At 57.7% G+C, this 22,574-nt stretch carries 26 protein-coding genes and 1 tRNA gene; 20 read left to right on the forward strand and 7 right to left on the reverse strand.

Translation table 11 applies throughout. The features are described from left to right. Positions 1-20: 20 nt before the first annotated feature. A complete protein-coding gene (locus ACFQU0_RS14005) occupies positions 21-2,051 on the reverse strand; it encodes an AsmA family protein (RefSeq protein ID WP_382201803.1) in 2,031 nt (676 codons plus the stop codon). 79 nt (positions 2,052-2,130) lie between these two features. Here ACFQU0_RS14005 and ACFQU0_RS14010 point away from each other — a divergent pair, with 79 nt between their 5' ends. The 11 genes from ACFQU0_RS14010 to ACFQU0_RS14060 all read left to right on the forward strand — a co-directional run bounded on the left by ACFQU0_RS14010 (position 2,131) and on the right by ACFQU0_RS14060 (position 11,806). Further along, positions 2,131-3,285 carry an FAD-dependent monooxygenase gene (locus ACFQU0_RS14010; protein WP_382201804.1) on the forward strand — a complete coding sequence of 385 codons (1,155 nt, stop codon included), beginning with the start codon at positions 2,131-2,133 and terminating at the stop codon, positions 3,283-3,285. 48 nt (positions 3,286-3,333) lie between these two features. Further along, on the forward strand, positions 3,334-4,068 hold the full coding sequence (locus tag ACFQU0_RS14015; RefSeq protein ID WP_382201806.1) for a DsbC family protein: 735 nt from the start codon (positions 3,334-3,336) through the stop codon (positions 4,066-4,068). A 13-nt stretch (positions 4,069-4,081) separates the two neighbouring features. Next, positions 4,082-4,528 (forward strand): DUF3429 domain-containing protein, encoded by a 447-nt coding sequence (locus tag ACFQU0_RS14020; RefSeq protein ID WP_382201808.1) that lies wholly within the window; start codon positions 4,082-4,084, stop codon positions 4,526-4,528. Positions 4,529-4,545: 17 nt separating this feature from the next. After that, positions 4,546-6,375, forward strand: a complete 1,830-nt coding sequence (locus tag ACFQU0_RS14025) for a M61 family metallopeptidase (RefSeq protein ID WP_382201810.1) — start codon at positions 4,546-4,548, stop codon at positions 6,373-6,375. A 56-nt stretch (positions 6,376-6,431) separates the two neighbouring features. After that, the gene (locus ACFQU0_RS14030; protein ID WP_382201812.1) at positions 6,432-7,214 is read left to right on the forward strand and encodes an enoyl-CoA hydratase; all 783 of its coding nucleotides are present in this window, start codon (positions 6,432-6,434) and stop codon (positions 7,212-7,214) included. 25 nt (positions 7,215-7,239) lie between these two features. Then, positions 7,240-7,316, forward strand: a tRNA-Met gene (locus ACFQU0_RS14035). Between the two features lie 441 nt (positions 7,317-7,757). Continuing rightward, positions 7,758-8,129 (forward strand): hypothetical protein, encoded by a 372-nt coding sequence (locus ACFQU0_RS14040; RefSeq protein ID WP_382201814.1) that lies wholly within the window; start codon positions 7,758-7,760, stop codon positions 8,127-8,129. Continuing rightward, on the forward strand, positions 8,126-8,320 hold the full coding sequence (locus ACFQU0_RS14045) for a hypothetical protein (RefSeq protein ID WP_382201816.1): 195 nt from the start codon (positions 8,126-8,128) through the stop codon (positions 8,318-8,320). Before ACFQU0_RS14040 ends, ACFQU0_RS14045 begins: the two co-directional genes overlap by 4 nt. Positions 8,321-8,794: 474 nt before the next feature. Then, positions 8,795-9,775 carry a tyrosine-type recombinase/integrase gene (locus ACFQU0_RS14050; protein ID WP_382201818.1) on the forward strand — a complete coding sequence of 327 codons (981 nt, stop codon included), beginning with the start codon at positions 8,795-8,797 and terminating at the stop codon, positions 9,773-9,775. A 260-nt stretch (positions 9,776-10,035) separates the two neighbouring features. Continuing rightward, positions 10,036-11,046: an IS5 family transposase gene (locus tag ACFQU0_RS14055; RefSeq protein ID WP_382201902.1), complete on the forward strand. Its 1,011-nt coding sequence runs from the start codon at positions 10,036-10,038 to the stop codon at positions 11,044-11,046. A 223-nt stretch (positions 11,047-11,269) separates the two neighbouring features. Continuing rightward, entirely contained in the window at positions 11,270-11,806 is a 537-nt protein-coding gene (locus ACFQU0_RS14060; protein WP_382201819.1) for a hypothetical protein, read from the forward strand. A 185-nt stretch (positions 11,807-11,991) separates the two neighbouring features. Here the strand turns inward: ACFQU0_RS14060 and ACFQU0_RS14065 are convergent, their stop codons facing one another. Both ACFQU0_RS14065 and ACFQU0_RS14070 read right to left on the reverse strand, forming a co-directional pair. Further along, positions 11,992-12,192, reverse strand: coding sequence for a hypothetical protein (locus tag ACFQU0_RS14065; protein WP_382201821.1), 201 nt, complete (start codon positions 12,190-12,192; stop codon positions 11,992-11,994). Positions 12,193-12,315: 123 nt separating this feature from the next. Continuing rightward, positions 12,316-12,744 carry a hypothetical protein gene (locus tag ACFQU0_RS14070; RefSeq protein ID WP_382201823.1) on the reverse strand — a complete coding sequence of 143 codons (429 nt, stop codon included), beginning with the start codon at positions 12,742-12,744 and terminating at the stop codon, positions 12,316-12,318. 733 nt (positions 12,745-13,477) lie between these two features. On the opposite strand from ACFQU0_RS14070, the gene ACFQU0_RS14075 reads away from it, so the two are divergent. Together ACFQU0_RS14075 and ACFQU0_RS14080 are read left to right on the forward strand one after the other, a co-directional pair. Beyond that, positions 13,478-13,747, forward strand: a complete 270-nt coding sequence (locus tag ACFQU0_RS14075) for a hypothetical protein (RefSeq protein ID WP_382201824.1) — start codon at positions 13,478-13,480, stop codon at positions 13,745-13,747. Between the two features lie 440 nt (positions 13,748-14,187). Next, positions 14,188-15,660 (forward strand): hypothetical protein, encoded by a 1,473-nt coding sequence (locus tag ACFQU0_RS14080; RefSeq protein WP_382201825.1) that lies wholly within the window; start codon positions 14,188-14,190, stop codon positions 15,658-15,660. 31 nt (positions 15,661-15,691) lie between these two features. Here the strand turns inward: ACFQU0_RS14080 and ACFQU0_RS14085 are convergent, their stop codons facing one another. After that, a complete protein-coding gene (locus ACFQU0_RS14085; protein WP_382201827.1) occupies positions 15,692-15,967 on the reverse strand; it encodes an H-NS histone family protein in 276 nt (91 codons plus the stop codon). An 89-nt stretch (positions 15,968-16,056) separates the two neighbouring features. On the opposite strand from ACFQU0_RS14085, the gene ACFQU0_RS14090 reads away from it, so the two are divergent. After that, positions 16,057-16,602, forward strand: coding sequence for a hypothetical protein (locus tag ACFQU0_RS14090; protein ID WP_382201829.1), 546 nt, complete (start codon positions 16,057-16,059; stop codon positions 16,600-16,602). Here ACFQU0_RS14090 and ACFQU0_RS14095 read toward each other — a convergent pair. After that, positions 16,577-16,855, reverse strand: a complete 279-nt coding sequence (locus tag ACFQU0_RS14095) for a hypothetical protein (protein ID WP_382201831.1) — start codon at positions 16,853-16,855, stop codon at positions 16,577-16,579. The two genes, ACFQU0_RS14090 and ACFQU0_RS14095, sit on opposite strands and share 26 nt — an antisense overlap. Between ACFQU0_RS14095 and ACFQU0_RS14100 the strand changes: the two genes are divergently transcribed. After that, positions 16,854-17,420: a tyrosine-type recombinase/integrase gene (locus tag ACFQU0_RS14100; protein ID WP_382201833.1), complete on the forward strand. Its 567-nt coding sequence runs from the start codon at positions 16,854-16,856 to the stop codon at positions 17,418-17,420. The two genes, ACFQU0_RS14095 and ACFQU0_RS14100, sit on opposite strands and share 2 nt — an antisense overlap. On the opposite strand, the gene ACFQU0_RS14105 is transcribed toward ACFQU0_RS14100, so the two are convergent. Then, on the reverse strand, positions 17,421-17,774 hold the full coding sequence (locus ACFQU0_RS14105; RefSeq protein WP_382201835.1) for a hypothetical protein: 354 nt from the start codon (positions 17,772-17,774) through the stop codon (positions 17,421-17,423). A gap of 210 nt (positions 17,775-17,984) precedes the next feature. Here ACFQU0_RS14105 and ACFQU0_RS14110 point away from each other — a divergent pair, with 210 nt between their 5' ends. Together ACFQU0_RS14110 and ACFQU0_RS14115 are read left to right on the forward strand one after the other, a co-directional pair. Next, positions 17,985-18,899 carry a hypothetical protein gene (locus ACFQU0_RS14110; RefSeq protein WP_382201837.1) on the forward strand — a complete coding sequence of 305 codons (915 nt, stop codon included), beginning with the start codon at positions 17,985-17,987 and terminating at the stop codon, positions 18,897-18,899. 42 nt (positions 18,900-18,941) lie between these two features. Continuing rightward, positions 18,942-19,646, forward strand: coding sequence for an AAA family ATPase (locus ACFQU0_RS14115; RefSeq protein ID WP_382201839.1), 705 nt, complete (start codon positions 18,942-18,944; stop codon positions 19,644-19,646). Positions 19,647-19,716: 70 nt separating this feature from the next. Here the strand turns inward: ACFQU0_RS14115 and ACFQU0_RS14120 are convergent, their stop codons facing one another. Beyond that, positions 19,717-20,523, reverse strand: coding sequence for a hypothetical protein (locus tag ACFQU0_RS14120; protein WP_382201841.1), 807 nt, complete (start codon positions 20,521-20,523; stop codon positions 19,717-19,719). A 140-nt stretch (positions 20,524-20,663) separates the two neighbouring features. On the opposite strand from ACFQU0_RS14120, the gene ACFQU0_RS14125 reads away from it, so the two are divergent. From ACFQU0_RS14125 to ACFQU0_RS14135, 3 genes are all read left to right on the forward strand, one after another. After that, positions 20,664-20,963 (forward strand): ScoMcrA-related endonuclease, encoded by a 300-nt coding sequence (locus ACFQU0_RS14125; protein ID WP_382201842.1) that lies wholly within the window; start codon positions 20,664-20,666, stop codon positions 20,961-20,963. A 115-nt stretch (positions 20,964-21,078) separates the two neighbouring features. Then, on the forward strand, positions 21,079-21,519 hold the full coding sequence (locus ACFQU0_RS14130; protein WP_382201844.1) for a DUF6641 family protein: 441 nt from the start codon (positions 21,079-21,081) through the stop codon (positions 21,517-21,519). 454 nt (positions 21,520-21,973) lie between these two features. Beyond that, the gene (locus ACFQU0_RS14135) at positions 21,974-22,438 is read left to right on the forward strand and encodes an SH3 domain-containing protein (protein WP_382201846.1); all 465 of its coding nucleotides are present in this window, start codon (positions 21,974-21,976) and stop codon (positions 22,436-22,438) included. Positions 22,439-22,574: the final 136 nt, after the last annotated feature.

Consider the following 22,574-nt stretch of genomic DNA (forward strand, 5'->3'; position numbering starts at 1 on the left):
AGAAAAAGCTCCAACAGGGTTCAGGGTGTGTGGGTGTTCGGTGTGCGCCAAGGCCCGGTGGTGGTCAGGACCGGTCCGCGTTTGCGGTTGCCCACCAGCTCGGACCAGGCCAGCGCCAGCGTGCCATCCTGCAAGTCCACGCTGCCATCGGCGGCCATGCGCCAGGCGGGGTGGGTCAGCTGCAGGCGGTCGATGTGGGCCACACCACCGGCGATGCTGCCTTGCGCTTGCAGGCGGCGCCATTCGGTGCGCTCGGCAGGGTCGAGGCGGGCCTCGCCCGTTGGGCGAGCGCTGCGCACCGCCAGCCCTTGCCAGTGACCGGCACGGGCCTCCAGCGACCAATCGCCTTGCCACTCGCGCACATCCTTCTGCCGGCCCGACAGCGCCAATGAACCGTTCCAGCGCCCTGCGGCGCCATCGACCTGGCGAGCTGCGGGTGTGCCCCCGGCGGGCCGCTCGTCCAGGGTCTGGCGCAGCAACGCGAGGTCGGCATCGCGGGTGCGCGCATTCAGTTGCCAACGGCCGTTGGCCCAATGCCATTCGCCGCTGGCGCTCAACTGGCCACCCCACAGGCGGGCGTCCAGCCCCGTGAGCCGGATCACGTCTCCTTGGTTGTCCAGGCTGGCCTCGGCGCCCGACAGCCGCAGCCCGCGCCACCCCATCTGGCCCACCTGCAGTTGCAACTGGCCCGGCCAGGTGGCCAGCTGCGACCACAGGGCCGGCCAGGTGGCCGAGCGGCTGGCCAGGCCCCACCGATCGGGCCACAGCGAGGCCACCCGCAACTGCGCGTCGGCCTGCCCCCGTCCCTGGGTGGCCGGCCAGCGGTGCCATTCGCCGTGGGTGGCAAAGGGGCCATCCCACAAGACCGCGTCGGGCGCGCCACCGAGGGCCTGCCCCTCAAGCTGCCACGACGCGCCCCGCAGGCCCAGCTCCAACTGGCCGCGCAGGCTCCACTGGCGCTCGGCCTCGCCGCGCGGCTGCACGCTGACGTCGGCCAGCAAGGCATCCCAACGCAGGGCGCGCCGGTCGGTCACCCAGCCCAGGTCGGCCTGAAGCTGGCCGCCGGCACGGGTGCCGTCCTGCCCGCTGGGCACCAGCCGCCACTGCGGCCAGGTCACGGCCGCGTAGCGCCCGCGCGGGGCGGCACTTTCCATCTGCCAGGTCAGCGACAGCGGGGCAGCGGTCTTCCAGCGCCCCGTCATGCCCTGGCCGCTGGCGCTGTCAGGCCCCAGTGCCAGCGCACCCACCCGCCACTCGATGTGCGCCGCCTGGGCGGCTTCACCCAGTTGCGCCTGCAACACCAGATCGTCCCAGGCCAGCCGCTGTTGATCGTGTTGGTGCAACCAGCGCGCCAGCGTGAGGTGCGCGCTGGGCACCACCTGCCCGGCCACCTGCCCCTTGAAGCGCAGATCCACCCCACGCCAGTGGGCCGGTTCGTCGCCGGTGGCCGGGAACCAGTCTGCGCGGCCTTGCCACTGGCCAACCAGCCAGGCAGGTCTGGGGTCTGTGCCGGCCTCCCCATCACGCAAGGGGCGCAGGCTGGCGTCCAGGCGCCACGTCAGCGCACGTGCGCCCGCCACATCGGCCGGCCCGAGCGACACCTGGTGCACCTGCCAATCGCCCTGCAAACCCCATTGGGGATGTCGGCTGGCGCCCTGGAGGCCCTGGGCGCGCAGCTCGTGCAGACGTGGTGCGTCTAGCCACAGGCTGCGCCAGTCCAGCCCCAGGCTCAAACGCTCAATGCGCAGCTCGCCGTCGCTGGACAGTTCGGGGGGTACCGCCCAGCGCACCCCGTGCAGGTGGATCTGAGGGCGCGGCCACAGGCTCCAGCCCAGCGAGTCGTAGGCACCCACCACCTCGGCACGGGCTGGCAACGGCCCCCAGACCGACACCCACATGGCCTCGTGTTCGGCGGCCAAGGTGCGGGCCAGGTCTTGCACCTGGTCGGTCGGCAAGGTGCTCAGGCGCCACGCGACGGTGCCGGCCACCAGTGCCGCCGCCACCAAGCCACCTGTCGCCCCGCCCAACACCCACTTCCACCACCGCTTCATCGTTGCTTTCACCATGCTGACAAGCCCGGGATTGTGCCCGCTGAAATAAGCAAGCAAGGCCAGTGCCTAAAATCGCCGCATGAGCAGAAAGTTCGATGTGTGCGTGCGCGGTGGCGGGGTGGTGGGTCATGCCCTGGCCTTGTTGCTCGCCCGCGACCGTTTGCGGGTGGCGCTGGTGCGCCCACCCGCGCCAGCGGGTGCCCTGACCGATGTCCGTGCCTACGCGCTCAATGCCGCGTCGCGGGCGCTGTTGCAAGACCTGCGCGTGTGGCCCGACCCGGCCTCGGCCACGCCGGTGGCCGCCATGCAGATCTGCGAAGACGGCGGCAATGCGCCACCCCATGCGGCCGTGCGTTTTGACAGCCCAGGCGCTGACGGCGACGCGCTGGCCTGGATCGTGGACGTGCCCGCGTTCGAGCAGCGCCTGCGTGAAGCGGTGGGCTTTCAAAGTGGCATCGAGGTGCTGGACAGTGCCGAAGGGCTGACGCCCAGCCTCACCGTGATCTGCGAAGGCAAACGCAGCAGCAGCCGGGCACAGTTTGGCTTCGAATTCGACACCCGCCCCTACCCCCACACCGCCGTGGCAGCGCGGTTGCGCTGCGCCTTGCCGCACGGCGGGGTGGCCCGGCAGTGGTTTGTGCAGGGCGACATCATGGCCTGGCTGCCACTGGACGGGCCTCAGGGCCACCGGGTGGCGCTGGTCTGGTCGGTCGCGCACGAACGCGCGGCCCAGTTGCTCGCGCTGGCACCCGATGCCCTGGCGGCGGAGGTGCAGGCCAACGGCCATGCGGCGCTGGGCGCCATGGCATTGGATGGCGCCGCTGCGGGCTGGCCATTGGAACTGTCGCGCGCCCGGCGCTGGGTGGCGTGCCACGGTGACATGGGCGTGGCCCTGGCGGGCGACGCCGCCCACGCCATGCACCCGCTGGCGGGTCAGGGGCTGAACGTGGGCTTGGGCGACGTGGCCGAACTGGCGCACCTGCTCCATCAGCGCGAGAGCTGGCGCGAACCCGGTGACATGCGCCTGCTGCGGCGCTATGAGCGCGCCCGCCAGGCCGATGTGCGCGCCATGGGCGCCGTGACCGAAGGGCTCTACAGCCTGTTTGCCCACAGCGACAGCCGGCTGCAAGCGCTGCGGCGTTGGGGCCTCCAACGTTTTGACAGCAGCAGCACGCTCAAACAGTGGGTGGTGCGCCAGGCCGCTGGCCACACGCCCCTGCGCGCCGGCCATTGAACCGCGCGCGCCGATCCGAATCGCACCTTTTTCCTCACAGGTCCTGCCATGTTCACCCCATTCGCCTCCCGCCGCGGCCCCTTGACCGCCTTGTTTTTCGCCACCGTGCTGGCGGCCGGATGCACCAGCGTGCCGCCGGAAGACACCATCCGCCAGACCCTGACGGAACGCCTGCCCAACCTGCCCAAGATCGACGAGGTCAGCAAAACGCCGATGGAGGGGCTGTACGAGGTGCGCGTAAACAAGACCGAAATTTTCTACACCGACCGCGCCGGCAACTACCTCATCCAGGGCGAGCTGATCGACACCAAGGAGCGCACCAACCTGACCGAAGCGCGCGTGGAAAAGCTCACCGCCCTGCCCTTCGACAGCCTGCCGCTTCAAGACGCCTTCACCATCGTGCGCGGCAATGGCGCACGCAAGCTGGCCATTTTTGAAGACCCGAACTGCGGCTTCTGCAAACGCTTTGAACGCGAGCTGGAAAAGCTCGACAACGTGACCGTGCACGTGTTCCTGTACCCCATCCTGGGGCCAGACTCGGTCGTGAAGTCCGAGAACATCTGGTGTGCGCCAGACAAGGCGCGCGCCTTCTCTGCCTGGATGACCCAGAACGTGGTGCCGCCCAAGGCCAGTTGCGACACCGCCGCGCTGCAGCGCAACGTGGCCTTTGGCCAGCAAAACCGCATCACCGGCACACCGACCACGTTCTTTGCCGACGGCACACGTGTGGCGGGCGCCGTGCCGCTGGACCGCATCGAACAGGCATTGGCAGCCGCCAAGTGACGCGCCCTTGCCCATGCACACAGCCCACCCGCACACCCCACTGATTCAACGGCTCGGAAACGCCGGACTCGCACCTTTTGTGCTGCTGGCCGCCACGGTCTGGCTGGTCAATGCGGACCTGCAACCCTGGGCGGCCATGGCCATGGCCGCTTACGCTGCCCTGATCGTGTCTTACCTCGGCGGTATCCACTGGGGCCTGGCGTGGAAGCAGCCTCACGCTTCCGCAGACCAGCAACGAGCACACCTCTTGTGGGGCGTGGCGCCTTCGCTGCTGGCCTGGCCCGGTGTGCTGATGCCGCCCCACGCTGGCTTGGTGTGGCTGGCCCTGGCGCTGGTGCTGTGTTACCTGGTGGACCGTCGGCTCTACCCCAGCGCCGGTGTGGGCGCCTGGCTCACCCTGCGCTTCCGGCTCACGGCCGTGGCCACGTTGAGCTGCCTCATCGCCGCCGGCGCCCTTTGACACGCTCCGCCACCCACATGCCCACCACCGCACCCACGCCCACCGCATCCGGCCCCCACTACCGCGTGGAGGTGCTGGACCCGCACAGCCACCGTTTTGCCGTCAGCCTCACCATCCATCGGCCCAGCGCCAAACAGCGTGTGGCGCTGCCGGTGTGGATTCCCGGCAGCTACTTGGTGCGTGAGTTTTCGCAGCACCTGCTGAACGTGCGCGCCGAACAGGCCGGCCAGTCCGTGCCCTTGCGTCAGCTCGACAAAAACACCTGGGTGGCCAACAGCAGCCCGGAAGCCCCGCTGGTGTTGCGTACCGAGTTCTACGCCTTCGATCCCTCGGTGCGCACCGCCTGGCTGGACGCCTCACGCGGCTTCTTCAACCCCACCAGCCTGTGCCTGCGCGTGCTGGGCCAGGAAGACCTGCCCCACACGCTGGAGTTGGCTGAGAACACCCACACCAAAGGCTGGCAGGTGGCCACCAGCCTGCCGCCGCTCAAGACCAAACGCAGCGGCTTTGGCAGTTACCGCGCCTGCGGCTACGACGAACTGGCCGACAGCCCGGTGGAACTGGGCCGTTTCTGGAGCGGCAGCTTCAAGGTGCGCGGCGTGCCCCACCGCTTTGTGGTCAGCGGTGCCGGAGCCTGGTTCGACGGCGAGCGCCTGCTGCGCGACACCCAGCGCATTGTCGAAACCCAAATCGCCTTCTGGCACGGCACCAAGGACAAGCCCGCGTTCGACCGCTACGTCTTCATGCTCTACGCCACCGACGACGGCTACGGCGGCCTGGAGCACCGGCACAGCACCGCGCTGATCGCCAAACGCGCAGACCTGCCCCGCCTGCCTGGGCCTGACGCCACACCGGGTGCCACCGAACCGGCCCTCAAGGCCACCGACGGCTACACCCAGCTGTTGGGCCTCATCAGCCACGAGTACTTCCACACCTGGAACGTCAAGCGCCTGCGCCCGGCCGAGTTCAAGCGCTACGACTACGACCGCGAGAACCACACCGAGCTGCTGTGGTTCTTCGAAGGTTTCACCAGCTACTACGACGACCTGCTGCTGCGCCGTGCCGGGCTCATCACCCCGGCGGTGTACCTGCAACTGCTCACCAAAACCGCCAACCAGGTGCTGCAAACCCCCGGCCGCGCGGTGCAAAGCGTGGCCCAGGCCAGCTTTGAGGCGTGGACCAAGTACTACCGCGTGCAGGAAAACACCCCCAACGCCACGGTGAGCTACTACACCAAGGGTGCGCTGGTGGCCGCTTGCCTCGACCTCACCCTGCGTGCCGAAGGCCACAGCACCCTCGACGACGTGATGCGCGCCCTGTGGCAACGCTGCGCGGGTGGCCCCATGAAAGAATCCGATCTGCTGGCCGTGCTGCGCCAGTTGGGCCGGCGCGACTTCGGTGCCGACATCGCCGCCTGGGTGCATGGCACGGCCGAGCTGCCCTTGGCCGACAAGCTGCGCGCCCTGGGCCTCCAAGCCACCGAAGAGCCCGCCGCCCTGGCCCAACGCCTGGGGCTGCGCGTGACGGAGGGCAGCGGCGGCATCGCCATCAAAACGGTGTTGCACGGCACGGTGGCCGCTGACGCCGGCCTGGCCGCTGGCGACGAATGGCTGGGCATCGAACTGAGCCCGCTCAACGAGGGTGGCGACCCAGAGAGCTGGCGCGTGCACAAGCTGGACGAGGTGGTCATGTACCTCGGCCCACGCCGCCACCTCACCACTTTGGTCGCACGCGACAAACGCCTGCTGCGCCTGGCCCTGGCCTGGCCTGCACCCGCCACCAGCCTCAAGATCGCCCTGCCCACGGCACCGGCCGACGGCGCACCCTGGAAAACCTGGCTGGGCTGAAACGCCCGACTCGCTATAGTTGAAACCCCTCCCCCACGCCTCAGTTGCAAGCACACATGAGCACCACCCCCGAAATGATCCTGGTCCGCACGGAAGGCCGTGTTGGCGTCATCACCCTCAACCGCCCCAAGGCGCTCAACGCCCTCAACGAACAGCTCATGAACGAGCTGGGTGCCGCCCTCAAGGCCTTTGATGCCGACCCCGAGATCGGTTGTATGGTCATCACCGGCAGCGAAAAAGCCTTTGCTGCAGGCGCCGACATCGGCGCCATGGCCACCTACACGTTTGCCGACGTCTACGTGAACGACTACATCACCCGCAACTGGGAAACCATCCGCAGCGTGCGCAAGCCCGTGATCGCCGCCGTCAGCGGCTTCGCCCTGGGCGGCGGCTGCGAGCTGGCCATGATGTGCGACTTCATCATCGCCGCCGACAACGCCAAGTTTGGTCAACCCGAAATCAAGCTCGGCATCATTCCCGGCGCCGGCGGCACCCAGCGCCTGCCCCGCGCGGTGGGCAAGGCCAAAGCCATGGACCTGGCCCTCACCGGCCGCATGATGGACGCCCTTGAGGCCGAACGCGCTGGCCTGGTCAGCCGCGTGGTGCCGCTGGACAAACTGATGGACGAAACGCTGGCGGCCGCACTCACCATCTGTGGCTTCTCGCTGCCCAGCGTGATGGCCGCCAAAGAAGCCGTCAACCGCGCTTTTGAGAGCGGGTTGAGCGACGGCGTGATGTTCGAACGCCGCCTGTTCCACGCGCTGTTCGCCACCGCCGACCAAAAAGAAGGCATGGCCGCCTTCGTTGAAAAACGTGCGCCGGTCTTCACGAACACCTGATTTTGTGGCTATAATTTGAGGCTTCGGCGCTTTAGCTCAGTCGGTTAGAGCGATGGAATCATAATCCACAGGTCCGCGGTTCGAATCCGTGAAGCGCCACCAAACAAAAGCCTGTACAGGGCACCCAAAGCCCACTGTTTCACGACAGTGGGCTTTTTCTTTGCCTGTGCCGAACGGTTGGCAAGGCTGTGTGCGGTTTTTCGGCTAGGCGAGGGTGCTGAACAGCTCTGAAACTGCGGACACGGTAGCGAACAGGCTGTCGGGAGGGTGCTGACGCTCCCACACGCTGTAGGCGACTGCCAGTCACTGTGCGTGTCGGGTTACACGACGCTTGTGGTCACGGTTCAGACCACGCTGACTGCTACGGTGGTGGTGTCGGGTTACACGACGCTGTGTGCCACGGTGACTGCAACGGCGGCACGAATATGGGATCAACGGTCAAACAACCGTTAAATTGATATAATTATCACCATCTACAACCGTGATGCGGAAGTATGGCGGCCATGGATGCCTATAAATTTTGTGATGAAACTGAGGACTGACATGAGACTTCTTTTTTCCTTGTGCTGTATCTCACTTATTCTTTTGCAGCATCAAGCCCACGCACAAGAATGGGAAAATGTCGGAACTTCAGTTTCCGACAATCCAAAATATCGATATCAAGTTTATGTCGATAAAAAAACAGCTAGTCGCAAAGGTGATGTTGGGGAAATCAAACTAAAGCTCATGACAGGATCAATGGAAGAGGACTGGATTAAATTTGATTGTGAAAAAAATATTATGTATATTGACAACAAATCTTTTCCAACCACGCAAGATCTTCTTGACAATAGCAAGGGAGTAGGCTGGCCTACTTCACTACTTAAAAATATGCAAAAAATCGCATGCAAACGCTGGTATGAGGCGTGGAAATGAGACAACTCAAAAAAGATGATAAGAAAGCTTGTCAACATTTGAGATCCGGCAGAGAAAAGGGAAGATGGGGCTCTACAGGCGACTATGTTTGCTTCGAATGCGGCTACATATTTGCCAATGAAGATGAATACCAAGCGACTAGCAAAAAAGCCAAAAACTCAAACTCCAAAGACACACCAAAAAAGCTGTGATCACATCAGCTCGAAAAAGTATCGGAGCCATTAATTTCCACATATCAGCTTCAATTGTGGAAAGCAGAGGTCGACCTCAACCGCAGTCAGACCATAAAATTGCTGCATGACAGCAAAACGGTTTGAAAAGTGAAGCACTGGGCAACTGTTCCCCAGTTCGCCCTACCCACCTTCTACAGCCTGCCCACCTCCATCACTGTCGTGTTACACGACACAGGCAGTGCCCCACCCAGGCCCACTGCCCAGCCAGTTCGGCCACAGACCATCAGCGAACTCGCCACTGCCACCAGCCGACTGCACCATTTGCGTGATGGCGAGGTGGTTCTGTATCGTGTCCCATCAAGCCGCAACTGGCAAGCACGATACAAGACACAGACGGGGCACTGGCTGCGATTCAGCACTCGCAAACGACGCCTTGACGATGCCAGCCGCATAGCTTGCGAACGCTATGACGAAGCACGATTCAGGGAACGAATGGGACTGGCACCAGCGGTCAAACGCTTCGAGGAAATCGCCCGAGTCTGTGTGGCCGACATGACCAAGGAGATGGCCGCTGGACACGGCAAGCGTGTTTTCACTGCCTACATCGGTGTGATCGAACGTTACCTTGTGCCCTACTTCGGCCAACGATACCTGAGCAACATATCCCATAAAGATGTGACCGAGTTCGAAATATGGCGTAACCAGCAGATGAAGCGGCCACCGAAGGCATCCACACTGCTGACATTCTCATCGGCATTCAGTCGTATCCATCAAACCGCCATCGCTCGTGGTTGGATCAGTGACCGTGTGCCAATACCCAAGCTGACAGTCAAGGGTGAAAAAGGCACGGCACGGCCAGCATTCACAGCCGAGGAAATCGCCCTGCTTCGTGACCACCTATTGCAATGGCATGCGGGTGTGGATGGCAAGACTGGGGAGATGCGGCGACTGCTGCGGGACTATGTGGATGTGCTGTTCTTGACTGGTATGCGGCAAGGCACAGAGTCGATGAACCTACGCTGGAAACACATCGAATGGCACACAGATGCTGGCCGCCGCTATCTGCGTATCTGGGTAAGTGGCAAGACTGGGCCACGGTGGCTGATTGCCAAGCATGAATGTGTGGCGGCACTGCTGAGACTGCACCGACACCAGCCCGATCTCGCCAGGATGGACTTTGAAACGCTGATTGCCAGTCGCTCAGAGCAGTTGGTGTTTAGGTTTGAAAACGGCGAGCAGCCCTACGAGTTCAACCATGTGTTTCGGCGGTTGCTGCAGGAACTGGGCATTGAAAAGTCACCAGCGGGCACCAATCGCACCCTGTATAGCCTGCGTCACACCTACGCCACGCTGGAGCTACTGGCAGGCACTGACATTCACACCTTGGCTAAGCAGATGGGCACCAGTGTGGTCATGCTGGAACGGCACTACAGCAAGCTGACGGCCACACTGGCGGCGGAACAGTTGGCGTAGTGATGTCGGGTTACACGACACTCGAAATCCGCCCCTACAAGCTGCGATCACTACTGTCGGCACCCAACGTAGCTGGCCCTGGATGATCACCGCATACACAGCGGATTTGCGTGCCGCTAGGGGTATAGGCTACCCTCGGAAGCTATGTTAAAACCGCTACGATACCGCTCAGAGTCACATCCACGAACACCATCATCCAACACAACACCTAAGGAACCGCTGATTTATTCCCGCCTCAAACCGACATGAACAAACCGGCGATGAAACAGATGAGCTTTGCAAGCGCGGAGTACGCGGGTAAGAAGCGTGTGACACGGCGCGAGAAGTTCCTTGGCGAGATGGCCCAGGTGGTGCCATGGACTGCGCTGGAGGCGGTGATCGAGCCCCACTACCCCAAGAGCGGGCGTGTGGGACGCCCGCCCATTGGTGTGCCCGTGATGCTGCGTATGTATTTCCTGCAGCAGTGGTTCGGTTTGAGCGACGACGGCCTCGAAGACGCGGTCTATGACAGTTGCGCCATGCGCGAGTTTCTGGGTGTTGACCTGTCGGTGCAGGACGTGCCCGACGCCACCACTGTGCTCAAGTTCCGTCGCCTGTTGGAAACACACGACCTGACCACACAGATCTTCGAAGCCATCAACGCCCATCTGAGCGAGCGCGGTCTGCTGCTCAAGGAGGGCACTCTGATTGACGCGACCATCATCGCGGCGGCGCCCTCGACCAAGAATAAGGATCGACAGCGCGACCCAGAGATGCACCAGACCAAGAAAGGTAACCAGTGGTTCTTCGGGCTCAAAGGGCACATTGGTGCTGACGCATCCTCTGGTCTGGTGCACAGCGTGCATGCCACGGCGGCCAACGAGAGCGATGTGGCCCACGCCCACCAACTGTTGCACGGGCAGGAGTTGCACGTGTTTGCCGATGGCGGCTACACCGGAGTTGAAAAGCGCCCAGAGATCAAGGCCGCAAAAGAGGCGGGCGCGATACGCTCGGATGTGAACTGGCTCGTAGCTGCCAAACGCAGTCAGCTCAAGGCCATGCCAGAGGGGACGCTCAAGACACTTGCGCAGGCGCTGGAGAAGACAAAGGCACAGATTCGTGCTCACATCGAACATCCGTTTCATGTGGTCAAGAACATATTCAAGTACAAGAAAGCTCGCTATAAAGGGCTCGCGAAGAACGCGGCGCAGTTGAAGACGCTGTTTGGGCTGGCCAATCTGGTGCGGGCAAAAAGAAGTTTGATGAAGATGCAAGGGGTTGGTGCGTCCTGAGGGGGCCAAGAAAGCCGAAAATGGCGTCGAACCTTGATTCAACGCTCGAAAATCGAGCCCAATACGCATGAAAGTTCGCATCATGAAAAGCAAGCGCTTCAGGCAGTCCCCTTTGCTTTGCTTTTTGAATTGATCAGCGTTTCCCTAAGATCCAAAAACAAAAAGTCATCAAGCCAGTCAATTAGATATTTCTCAGAAAATTTTTAAATCAAGAAAAACACAAATGCCAAACGAATACCTCAATCACATTCGAAATCAAAGTGCATACCCAACCTTTAGAGCATTCATACAGATAATTCACATTATTGTCATAATTATTGCCGCAGGAATTGCAGTATCAGGCCTATTCATTAGCAAGGAAGCAATAATTCCACTGATTCTTCTTGGCGCACTGATCTATATTGCAGGAAAAATCGCCACGGAGGTCTCCTTAATGGTTGCAGACACGGCCGACTCAACAATTGAAAAAGGCAGCCGAGACTGGAAAAGGCCCACAAATGAAATCAACAACGAAAAACAAACAGCTGAAACAAATCAACCCATACCACCCAATCAAGCAGAACAAATTATTTCCGTAGCAAAGCCCATCTCAGAACAAGCCAAAAGCGAAGCCATGACAATAATCAAGGAGCTTGAGAAGCATGGATACGAAGGGAAAGGGTTTAATCCGACTAAAGGGACATGGATTATTTCAGGTGGGGGCAACGAATTTGAGCAAACAACAGATCAGCTTCGTAGTCTTCTGAAGAACTTCAAATAACTATTACACCCCGAGTAGCTGGCCCTGGACGATCACCGCATACACAGCGGATTTGAGTGCCGCAAGGGGCCGGGGAAACAGTGGTGTGTCGTGTTACACGACACTGCCGCCCACGATATTCAGGATTTTCAAGGACGATGGGCAGGACACTCGTCCACCGTCTACCTCTCTCGACTGCGACTTTTTTAAGCAGTAGGTGGCACAGTGGCAGACTGTCTCACCACTGTCGCCAGCTTCATCGCCCGTTGTGCTGCCAAGGTGGCCACTGCCGTGTCCGCACGTGCCTTGACCTGAGCAGCCCGCTCCTTCGCCCTCTTCGCCTCATCTTTCAACGCTTTGACACGCTGGGTGGCAGCGTCACTGCCATCGATTTCTTCTAGTTTCATACCACCCCTCCCACAGTCGTTTACTCTGTATTCATCCAGAAAAGTTAAACCTACAAAACTTAATTTAACATTTTATCCACCACATCTCAAGTAGCAAATCAACTCAATAAAAAGCAAAAATAATCACTCAAAACCAAGATCCCTCATTGCCTCTTTTTCCGTTGCATCTGTATCAGCCTCTTTAAGCAAAGCTTTACTTCGCTTAAGCTCACTGCTATCGCCCGCACATTCTTCCGCCTTACCACCCCTAACCATACACTGGGTAGATGCATTTAATCTTTCAGTTACAAGCCTGACTGCCAAAACACGCTCTGACTGCCGGTCACGAATCCATTTCTCCCCATCCTTAACACAAAGCGCCTGACCTTGTGTGCGTGCGCCATATGAATTCGTTGCAGTGTATGTAAGTTTAGGCTCTACAAATGAAATCATTTTCCCGCTATCAGGATCTTTAAGTGTCATTCGAAATGAGTCTAAACATTGATCGCCAGGACTCTTCGTAAGGCATCCAGCGAGAAAGATAGGGACAACTAATACAACAGCTTTGATCACAATGAATCTCCTAAAAGACAAGCAAAAATAGGGAGATGATCAACACCCTTGCCCAATAAGAACTGGGCAGGAGTGCTTCATATGCCTACCTTATATCACCTCTACCACCACCCCCAGCACACTACCCTGCCCATACTGAGCCTCCAGTAGCTGCCGTGCGTGGGTGACACTGGTGGCCGATACCTGTGCCCAGATCGTCAAGACCCTTTCTCGTGCCGGGTTACGCACTCTGACCATTGCCTTGTAGGTTTTCATTGTGTGCCTCCCACGATGGACAGTCTTGGCCTGACCGCCTGACCTTTACTAACAGACCTACAGCGACCATCAAGGTCACTAACCTGCACAGACTTTTTGTAGTGGTTTTGACACACAGTTTTGCCTGACCTACTGTGATCTGCAAAAACAGCAGCCACACTGGGCCAAACTGCTGTGTGAATCTGAAACCACCCAATCCCAGTCAGCACATCAAATATCGGCAATCTGCAAAGTCGTTGTCTTGCCGTAATACGCTGCACTGCTCCCCACATAACACCCATAGCCACCACTCCTTGAATAAACTTTCAGCATACGCCCTTCTATCAAATAGGTCGAGCTGACCGAGGTCGGATGCTTACTGTATTTATTCGTTGTGGGACTTGACTCACACAGACCGTGAAATCATTAAAGCCGCCGTGAATTAGGTCGCTGAATAGCTTGTTCATCCATAAAGTGCGTCTATTACTTGGAGAAATAGATGGCACTTTTCACACTGGGCAATGTCGTTGCCACTCCTGCTGCACTGGCCTACTGCGAGCAGCACAAGATGAACCCACTGCGGCTGCTGGGCCGACACATTGGGGGTGACTGGGGAGATTTGAGCCAGGACGACGTCAAGGCCAATGAAAACGCCATCACCTACGGTGGCCGTGTGTTCAGCAGCTACAAGGTCGGGGATGGCAGGGTGTGGGTCATCACAGAAGCTGACCGGAGCAGCACCTGTGTGATGCTGCCGGAAGACTACTGACCCAGGTATCGGCATCACAGTGTCGTGTTACACGACAGTCTGCAGTGCTTGGGTCATTGTGTCGGGTTACACGACAGGTCACAGGTCGGTGATAAGCCCCCGGTGTCACCCGACCAAAAAACCCTCAAAAGTCGGTGACTTGTAGTATGCAGAGCAGTCAAGACAGTCAAGCACATAGACAGCCCAATTACATGGGAAACGACGCGATAGCGGCTACTTCTCTGTAGAAAATCACCCAGAATCACTTTCTTTTAGTCCATTTCTCCACTTGTGATAAATAAGTCGGGGATGAGCCGCGTTGATCACCGACCAAATATTACTCAAAAGTCGGTGACTTGTAGTATGCAGAGCAGTCAAGACAAATGGATGTAGTGACTGATCTAATACATAGACGAAAGAGCGATAGCGGTTTCTCCCTGTAGAACAAACAGGAGAGATTGATGAAAGAAAAATTACTGGCTGCACTGCTGAAGCACCACCCAGCACTTAAGCCCAAAACTGCCCGCAAGTATGTGGATAAATACACGCAAGCAGTCATACCAGAACTGGCACGACAAATGGCCGGCATGTCGTCAGAAGATTTCAGCACTGGCGAAATCGACTTCCCAATCAATCAAGTCACCAAGGCGTGCGGAGCAGCCAAGGCCTTCGGTCCACACGAAACCATCATGGGTGTCATGCAGATGCACGGAGACACATCGCTGATCATCAAGCTCTACGAAGGCAACAGTATCACTCACCGCGTCAGCCGCGTATGCCTGAATCAAAACTACAAGAAGGACATTATGCAGGAACTGAAAAGCATTTATGTGGAACAGGAACCCAGTCGAGTCGCCGCACTGACAGCTAAAGCAAACAAGATTGTCCGTATTGATGCTGCTTCACTGGACTCCTACATCAAGCAAACACAGATCGACTTGTCCAGAAAGAACGATGCTGCCTATGAAGAAAAACTCATCCGTAACCTGCAAGTGGCAAAGCAGTTGAAGTCACTGGTGAAATGGGATGACGCGGGGGCTTTTGTCGAGGAATACTGGGAGCAAATCGACAGCGGGCGTATGCACGGTCATGGTCTGAGTCTTCAACGCATACTGAAAGAGGTCCGTCACGCCGCACTGGGACGCTGCTATCGATACGACTTCAAGGCCGCCAGCTACGCCTTGATGACTGCCTATGCGTTGAGCATTGACCCAACACTGAAAGTCGCTGCCATCAACGACTATGTGCGTCACCGCAGTGCGATCCGAAAGCGTATTGCCAAGGCCATCGGCGTCAGTGAGGACCGAATCAAGACCGTCTTCACTGCCATCGGTTTCGGTGCCCAGTTGAAAGACAACCCATACAACAGCATCCGTGGCTTGCTGGGCCAAGACGCCTACCACCGGCTGTTGTCGAACCTGGAGTTTTCACTGATCAAGCAGCAGTTGGATGCCGTGTCCGCCACCATCGCTGCCGAGTTGGGTGCCGGTGATTTCGAAATGGCTGGCTTGCTCTGCACTGCACTTGACCCACACACCGGCCACAAACGCACCAAGAACCAGCGACTGGCCTGGGTTTATCAGCGGTTCGAGACCATGGCGATGGAACTGTTTCGGGACATGGTGCCCAGTGAGTGCCAACAGCTACTGGTGGTGCATGACTGTGTGTATCTCGACCGCCCTATTCCAGCCAGGCACTTGGCAGACATCAAGGTGGCACTGTCAGCCATGTTCCCCATGCTCAATGTGGAAGGTGAATGGGTCACGCCGATACACACTGCTGATTTCATACGACCCAGCGTGTTGCAGGCCAGAGAGGAAGATGCAGCACACCGGGCACGGATTGCAGTGGAAGAACAGCGGGCGATGTTTTATAAAAGCCCCCGACTTGCAACACCGCCGGCGGCACCGCCTGTTTTTCAGACAGTCCATTGACAGGCAACAAAAAAGGGCCGATGGCCCTTTGTCAGATTGCGAAGTCGTTCAGACTTTTGCCAGCTGCCAGTGCCTCGTTTGCCCAAGCTGGCCTGCGGCCTTTGCCCGACCACAGTTCGCCATTCGGGCCACGATACTTGGCTTCGCCCTTGACCTTTGCAGCTTTGCCAGCACGAGTAGCACCACCAAGGTCAGCAGCAGTGATGCCATACTCGGCCATCTTTGCCTTGATCGCGGCCAAGGCTTCTGCTCGTTCAGCCCGTTTCGACTTTTCAGCCTGTTCCATCAAGGCCTTGGCTTGAGCCATCAGCTCTGCATAACTTGCCATAAACACCCCATGAATATGTGATGCGTGATTCTACTCACGAGCCAGGCAGTCAAGCCAAACAAGATCGAATGAACGCAGCATTGCAACAGTTTTCCGAGCAGCTTCGTGCATTGGCAGGCACTGCAGTCAATGCAAGGCCGCTGCTATGTGCGGGCAATCCACTGACCTGCACTGTTGCCCTTATTGGTGCAAACCCTGCAACCAAAACACCATTTTGGCCGTTCTGGAACGATGACTCGGGGATGGACCGTCAAGCGTGGATCAAGGCATATTTGGCAACCGAAGGCAAGTTCCGTCGTTCCCGTGCCGCCATTGAACGACTGCTGCCACAAGTCAAGGCCAGGGTGATTGAGCTGAATGCCTTCGCCGCACAAAGCAAACGACTGAACGAACTGGCGAACAGCAAGCGCACAAACGAGGTTGTGACCTTCGTCCTGAATCAGATCAAGCCCCCTGTCATTGTCTGTGCTGGCAAAACTGCCTTGGCTGCTGTTCAATCACTGCCCCTTTGCTGGGAACCAGTTCTGATTGAAGCACCGCATTTCATTTACTGGGGCCACGAACAGACGACACAGCTGGCACACAGAATCAACCAGCAATCAGCAGCTCAGTGAAGCCCCCTGCGCAAACAGCCCCTACACGCTGTTTTTTGACTGGGCCGGGGGCTTGGGTAGCTGGTCGGTCAAAAAAACGCTTGCAGCCCCCTACCCCGCCAATAATCAAAGAGAAGTAGGAATAGCTTTGGTTTTGCGGGTAAGTCATTGATCTGTAACGATTTGCCCACAGCAGCAAAAACCGGTCGCTCTCCAAAAACAAAGATCGCACACTTGATTGAGCGAAATTCTTTGTTTTCAGGAGATCAACCATGTCACAAGCCAAAACACTGACCGACCGCGAGCTTCGCCGCGTTTTGGACTGCTGTGCATTGACCCGTCACGCTGCCCGCAACCGGGCAATGGTGCTGCTTACTTTTTACGCAGGATTGCGAATCAGCGAAGTTGCCGCCTTAAAGTGGGGCGATGTGGTTGGCGTTGACGGCGCTGTCAAGCAGGAAGTGCTGTTGGCACCGGAACAGGTCAAGTTCGGCCACGCTCGTGCCGTGTTCATCAGTGACAAGCTACGCCGAGAACTGACCAGCTACATCAAGATGGTCAAACAGCGATCCCCCGAGTTGCCAATGTTTCGGACACAGAAGCAGCAAGGCTTCAGTGCCAACACCTTGTGCCAACACTTTTACTGGCTCTACAAGCGGGCAGGCATCGATGGTGCCAGCAGCCACAGTGGCCGCCGCACATTCATCACCACCCTTGCCAGCAAAGGCGTCGGTGTCCGTGTGTTGGCAGCACTGGCCGGTCATCGCAGCATCGCCACAACCCAGGCCTACATCGATGTCAATGACGACATGAAACGGCGAGCAGTCGAACTGGCGTGATCACTGCTGGCGTGGGTCTCTGAAACGCTTTTTTCCATCGACCTCGACCAGTTCAAGGCCGTGCTCTATGCGGAGGTGGCGGATGTGTTCATCGACCGCCCCTCGCTTGCCAGCCACAAGCTCTGCCTTCGTTGCCCCAAGCAACAACATCGCGTCGATCAACGCAGCACCGCCTGTGTGCCCAAGCCAGTTTCGTTGGGTCAGGTCATATGGCACCGAGTCCAACAAAGCTGCAGTTCGGGCCTGGTCTTCTGGAATGTTGCGTCTCGTAGTCATGCAGCCATTCTGACAAGACAGCATGACGCCATCACGCTCAGTCTCTTCACCTGCCACAGCAACTGGCAAGTCTTGCACCAAGCCACCGCACCCGAGTGACGGGTAACACGACCGCCCAAGTAACAGCCACGGCACTCAATTAAGTGCATCGGATTCGCCACGGACGGAACAAAACCGAGACCAAAACTGTTTCATGACACGGCTGACGCAAAAACCTACATTAACCACACCCGGGAACCACTTTGTTGAGCAGCTCAACTTTCTTCTTAATTCACCTGAAAGCTTTACATGCCCAAGACCGCTAGCAACACCATTGCAAAACCTGCCAAATCGATTACGTCGGAAGCCAAACCGACCAATACCTTCATCACTGTTCCTCTGCCCGCAAGCAAGCTGAATACTGCTCCTGCAGCAATCTCCACAGACAATGTTGTGAAGAACATCTTGTCTATCAAGAACATCGACTATGACGATGTGAGTGATGCACTGCAAACAATTCAATCTGCAGCCGATCAATGGGCGACGACTGAACTGGCTGCCAGCCATGCACGCCTGTATCGCATCCTGACAACTTGCTACGAATTCTATCTGGCAATGAAGTCCGGCGATACGGTGAAGGACACACGCAAGGCAATGCAGAAGGGCCTGACCGAATTCATCAAGTCGCGTGGCATGAAAACGCTGGACAAGACGCATGACATGAATCGCGTTGTCAAGGCAGTCTTCGGCAACGATCGCCGCCGCGTCAGTGCATACAGCATTGCACTTCGTGCAGCACTGATTGGCACTGACAAACTGACGCCTGTTCCCGCGAAAGACCTTGCAGACTGGATTGCTGAGAAAGGTGGTGTGGAGGAAATTCGTTCTGGAAAGAAGAAAGCTGGTCCGACACCGACTGAGCGTGCAGCAATGGTCAAGGATCACTTTGACTTTCAGACACCGCTGATGCCGATCAAACCCGATGCCCGCGTGATGCCCTACGGCACGAATGATGTGGATAAGGTTTCGCTGCTGGTCGTAACTTTTACAACGACTGGTGAACTGGAGATCAATGCTGTCGTGAAAAACGACAGTGCAGTGAATGCTGCACTCGCCATCTACTACAGCGAGATTGCGACGGCTGTGGAGCAGTCCAAAGCAAAAGCAGCTAAGACCACTCGCAGTTCTACGCTGGCAAGCGGTCTCTCCACGCTCTCCCAATAATCAACCACGGAAGCGACGGGGAAAGACCCCGTCGCTCATATCATGACAAACTTTACACCTAAGAAGCTTGACGAATTCCTGATCAGTGATGATGCATCTCGCACTGTTCTGGAAATGGTTATGACCGGCACCTATCCATTTCCGGTGGAGGAACGGGCTATTTTGCTTCACGGAATTCCTGGCACTGGGAAGACAACACTTGCATGTGCTCTGCCTGCGATGTTGGAGGCGAGCGGTAAGCTCATGCAGTGCACCCGGACTGCTGGCCCAGCGTCTACACTCTTTGGCAACACGGACCTTTACCACTTCACCAGTTGCGACTCCAGCCAAGGTGTGATTACCACCATCAAGGAAATCAAGTCTCGTAACGCAAATGACGCTTTTGCCGCACCGAGCGGCTGGCACTATGAGATTCTTGACGAAGTGGATGCACTGAAAAGTGAGGGGCAAACCAATCTCAAGAGCGTGATTTCGCGGGCTCAATATACGATTTTCATCTTGACCTGTAACGATATCCAGGACTTGAACCCGGCACTGGTCGATCGCTCAATCTTGATCGAGATGAATCAAGGCTCCATCGATCAATATGTGGCTACAGGCAAGCGGATGTTGCAGAGCATGCAACTGACTGGCGATGAAATTCCGGAGGCAACACTGAAACAACTTGCCATCTCCAGTCGCGGCTCTATGCGTAAATTTGCACCTTTCGTTCGTATGCATGGCCTCCAACACGGAGGCGTCGTGTAAGGTTCTTAACTCTAAAAAAAGCCAGCTCAAATGCTGGCTTTTTTGTTGCCTATCACTCCATCCCCCAAATTTAAGTCAAAGTCTCCTTATTTGTAAAACGATCCCAAACATAAGAGTCAAAAGGCCTGTCATCAGGAAAACTTGCCCTGAGTGTATTACGCGAAAATGCTCGAAACTTCTTCCGGGAAGTATTGATCCTTGCTCGAAAACTATCATACCGAAGATTATCCATCTCCCCATCACTCAAATCTTGCCTCGCCTTCGCATCGATGGTCCAACCCAACTCATAAATATGCTTATCAAGAAACTCCAGCATCGAGGTTCTGATTGACTTCTGATCTTGGCTATTTGGCGGATAAACATATTTTCCCACCGAAGTAATCACCGCCTGTCGAACTTCTTCATAGCCGTGTGCTACTCGCCCATTAATCATTCTGAGTTGATACTTTGGGGGCTTTGGCTCTTTGACAGTTCTTGCCTTGTAGACCAACTCAATCTGACGCTGTGCCTCTCGGACTGTCTCCTCCAAGCTGCCCTGAATCGGCACACTTAAAAGTAGATTATTTTCAACCTCTTGCACAGCGTCAGACTCAACCGCCTTGACATCAGGCATAAACAAGTATTTCTTCTCCTTGAACCATTCTTGCCACCAGTAGCTATCCAAGCCACCATCACGCCAACTTTCCAACTTGCCAAAGTCACCGTAGATGTCTTCGATCAGTTTAAACTTTTGTTCAAGCCTTTTGCACTCTTTGGCATCGTCTTTTTCACGAGCGATTGCATAGATCGAGTAATCGTAATTTTCCGACAAGCATTGATACCACAGCAATGCCCAATGCTCCATCGTCGGTGCAGTCTTCTTCGTCTGTGTCGCCATAAGTTCTGGCCTTTCACCTATTTTTTCAGCGGTGCACACATCGTAATCGCCCTGTGCGGCATCACAGATGCCAGTCCTTGACCTTGGTCGCGTCTGATACCCTCTGCTGATGGCCTAACAGGGTTTAACGGAAGTGGCGTATGGCGTGGCGTGATGTCGATCTTGAACACCTGATCCTTGCGATGAACCTGTGCGATGAGCAAGGGCCGACTGAGCTGCGGGAGCTTTTGGGCTTCGCACCTGCAAGGAAACGGCATATGCATTACCCGGCTACTGACGCCACCCGTGGCCCATACGAAGCCCGTGTGCTGATTGCGGTCGCACACTCGCTGATGTTTCCGGACGAGCCACGGCTGACACCAGCCAGCTACACCGGCAATGGCAATCAGCCCCAAGCGTTTTTGGTGCGACTGGGCTTTGAGTCTCGACTGATCGAATAGCCGCCGCCGTCAATCCGCCACGATGCCCCGCCACTCTGGCCGGATACCGGTCGCGTGATTCCAGTGCCGATCACATACTTGTCTGTGCTTACAAACTTTTTGAAGGACCAAGCACATGGCAACGCTCGCATCACTCAAGCTGACCACCACCCGCAAGCCTGGTCAGTTGTCCCCGGCACAAATCCGCCGCAACAAGCTGGTCAAACGCATTGGCGAACAGATTCAGCTTGCCCAGGCACAGCAAGATGGCACCACGCTGAACATCACACGCTCACGCACGGTCAAGAACGCTGAGACCGGCGAACGTCGCACTGTTGAACAGGTCAAGCGACTCAAGCCGTGGTGGTTCCAGACCGACAACGGCAAGCTGGCACTGAACATCCGTTACGGTGCTCGGGTGATCGATCTGGCGAAGGGCAAGTCTGCCGTGGAAATCGCCAGCGTTGCCGACCTTGTGCCCACGCTGGAACTGATCCGGTCCGCTGTTGATGCTGGCGAGCTGGACACCGCACTGGAAGCTGCCAGCGGTGCGTTGCGGGAAGGTTTCAAACGCTGATTCAGCCGTGGTGGCACTGTCGTGTTTCACGACAGCCACACTGTTCCACGGATTTCCGATGAACGGTATGAAACACGCTTCGCACGGTTTCACCAGTAAAATATGCAAGCATCGCAAATGGCTTGCTGGCCGTTAAAAACTGATGGCGTAAGTTGTTGAATTTTGGAAACATTTAACGACAGCGTCTGCGATCATAATCCACAGGTCCGCGGTTCGAATCCGTGAAGCGCCACCAAATTCAAGCCTGAACAAGGCACCCGAAGCCCACTGTTTCACGACAGTGGGCTTTTTCTTTGGCTGGTCCGAACGTTTGGCAAGGCCGTGTGCGCTTTGGCCACGCCGCCCGTCCCGCGAAACATGCAAGTGACAGGAACCTCCGCTCCCCGAGCCGTTCCTACCTGCGAAGTGTTGGATTCACTTCGTTGTCGTCGTTTTCAGAAAGGACCCCAAGCCCATGCACTCCAACCACATCCTGCCTGCCCTGCGCCGCCTGACGATGGGCCTGATGGTCGTGGCGGCAGCCGCCGGAACGGCCGCCGCGCAACCGATGGTCAGCGTGAAAGGCAGTGTGCTCAACATGCGGGATGGCCCCGGCACACACACGCAGGTGTTGTGGGAGCTGAAGCAGGGGTACCCGTTGCAGGTGGTTGAGCGGCGCGGCCGGTGGCTCAAGGTGCAGGACTTTGAAAAAGACCAGGGCTGGGTGGCGGCTTCGCTCACTGGCCGCCAACCGCACCACATCGTCAAGGCGCCGGTGGCCAACGTGCGCAGCGGGCCTGGCACGCGGTTTCGCGTGGTAGGCAAAGCCGAGTATGGCGAGCTGCTCAAGACGCAGGAAAAGCGTGCGGATTGGGTCAAGGTCAAGCGGGACACAGGCGCGTCGGGTTGGGTGGCCCGTCAACTGCTTTGGGGCTGGTGATCCAGGGTTTCAGTCGCCGCGACTGAACCGCCCCGCTCAGCCAAGGGGCTGGCCCACGTTGCGGCTGGCCGCGGTGCAATGCGCAGCCGGGTGCGGGGTGCAAAGATGCCACCTCACACGTCATTTTTATTAACTC

Source organism: Hydrogenophaga defluvii (assembly GCF_042665235.1).
Classification (GTDB): Bacteria; Pseudomonadota; Gammaproteobacteria; order Burkholderiales; family Burkholderiaceae_C; genus Hydrogenophaga; species Hydrogenophaga defluvii_A.

What these genes read in the sequence shown, in the direction of transcription:
- ACFQU0_RS14060 (WP_382201819.1), top strand. Translation starts at nt 11,270, where the DNA reads ATGCCAAACGAATACCTCAATCACATTCGAAATCAAAGTGCATACCCA.
- ACFQU0_RS14010 (WP_382201804.1), top strand. Translation starts at nt 2,131, where the DNA reads ATGAGCAGAAAGTTCGATGTGTGCGTGCGCGGTGGCGGGGTGGTGGGT.
- ACFQU0_RS14065 (WP_382201821.1), bottom strand. Translation starts at nt 12,192, where the DNA reads ATGAAACTAGAAGAAATCGATGGCAGTGACGCTGCCACCCAGCGTGTC.
- ACFQU0_RS14055 (WP_382201902.1), top strand. Translation starts at nt 10,036, where the DNA reads ATGAAACAGATGAGCTTTGCAAGCGCGGAGTACGCGGGTAAGAAGCGT.
- ACFQU0_RS14120 (WP_382201841.1), bottom strand. Translation starts at nt 20,523, where the DNA reads ATGGCGACACAGACGAAGAAGACTGCACCGACGATGGAGCATTGGGCA.
- ACFQU0_RS14030 (WP_382201812.1), top strand. Translation starts at nt 6,432, where the DNA reads ATGAGCACCACCCCCGAAATGATCCTGGTCCGCACGGAAGGCCGTGTT.
- ACFQU0_RS14045 (WP_382201816.1), top strand. Translation starts at nt 8,126, where the DNA reads ATGAGACAACTCAAAAAAGATGATAAGAAAGCTTGTCAACATTTGAGA.
- ACFQU0_RS14135 (WP_382201846.1), top strand. Translation starts at nt 21,974, where the DNA reads ATGCACTCCAACCACATCCTGCCTGCCCTGCGCCGCCTGACGATGGGC.
- ACFQU0_RS14005 (WP_382201803.1), bottom strand. Translation starts at nt 2,051, where the DNA reads ATGAAGCGGTGGTGGAAGTGGGTGTTGGGCGGGGCGACAGGTGGCTTG.
- ACFQU0_RS14040 (WP_382201814.1), top strand. Translation starts at nt 7,758, where the DNA reads ATGAGACTTCTTTTTTCCTTGTGCTGTATCTCACTTATTCTTTTGCAG.
- ACFQU0_RS14015 (WP_382201806.1), top strand. Translation starts at nt 3,334, where the DNA reads ATGTTCACCCCATTCGCCTCCCGCCGCGGCCCCTTGACCGCCTTGTTT.
- ACFQU0_RS14125 (WP_382201842.1), top strand. Translation starts at nt 20,664, where the DNA reads ATGGCGTGGCGTGATGTCGATCTTGAACACCTGATCCTTGCGATGAAC.
- ACFQU0_RS14075 (WP_382201824.1), top strand. Translation starts at nt 13,478, where the DNA reads ATGGCACTTTTCACACTGGGCAATGTCGTTGCCACTCCTGCTGCACTG.
- ACFQU0_RS14115 (WP_382201839.1), top strand. Translation starts at nt 18,942, where the DNA reads ATGACAAACTTTACACCTAAGAAGCTTGACGAATTCCTGATCAGTGAT.
- ACFQU0_RS14110 (WP_382201837.1), top strand. Translation starts at nt 17,985, where the DNA reads ATGCCCAAGACCGCTAGCAACACCATTGCAAAACCTGCCAAATCGATT.
- ACFQU0_RS14100 (WP_382201833.1), top strand. Translation starts at nt 16,854, where the DNA reads ATGTCACAAGCCAAAACACTGACCGACCGCGAGCTTCGCCGCGTTTTG.
- ACFQU0_RS14130 (WP_382201844.1), top strand. Translation starts at nt 21,079, where the DNA reads ATGGCAACGCTCGCATCACTCAAGCTGACCACCACCCGCAAGCCTGGT.
- ACFQU0_RS14085 (WP_382201827.1), bottom strand. Translation starts at nt 15,967, where the DNA reads ATGGCTCAAGCCAAGGCCTTGATGGAACAGGCTGAAAAGTCGAAACGG.
- ACFQU0_RS14090 (WP_382201829.1), top strand. Translation starts at nt 16,057, where the DNA reads ATGAACGCAGCATTGCAACAGTTTTCCGAGCAGCTTCGTGCATTGGCA.
- ACFQU0_RS14050 (WP_382201818.1), top strand. Translation starts at nt 8,795, where the DNA reads ATGGGACTGGCACCAGCGGTCAAACGCTTCGAGGAAATCGCCCGAGTC.
- ACFQU0_RS14095 (WP_382201831.1), bottom strand. Translation starts at nt 16,855, where the DNA reads ATGGTTGATCTCCTGAAAACAAAGAATTTCGCTCAATCAAGTGTGCGA.
- ACFQU0_RS14020 (WP_382201808.1), top strand. Translation starts at nt 4,082, where the DNA reads ATGCACACAGCCCACCCGCACACCCCACTGATTCAACGGCTCGGAAAC.
- ACFQU0_RS14080 (WP_382201825.1), top strand. Translation starts at nt 14,188, where the DNA reads ATGAAAGAAAAATTACTGGCTGCACTGCTGAAGCACCACCCAGCACTT.
- ACFQU0_RS14025 (WP_382201810.1), top strand. Translation starts at nt 4,546, where the DNA reads ATGCCCACCACCGCACCCACGCCCACCGCATCCGGCCCCCACTACCGC.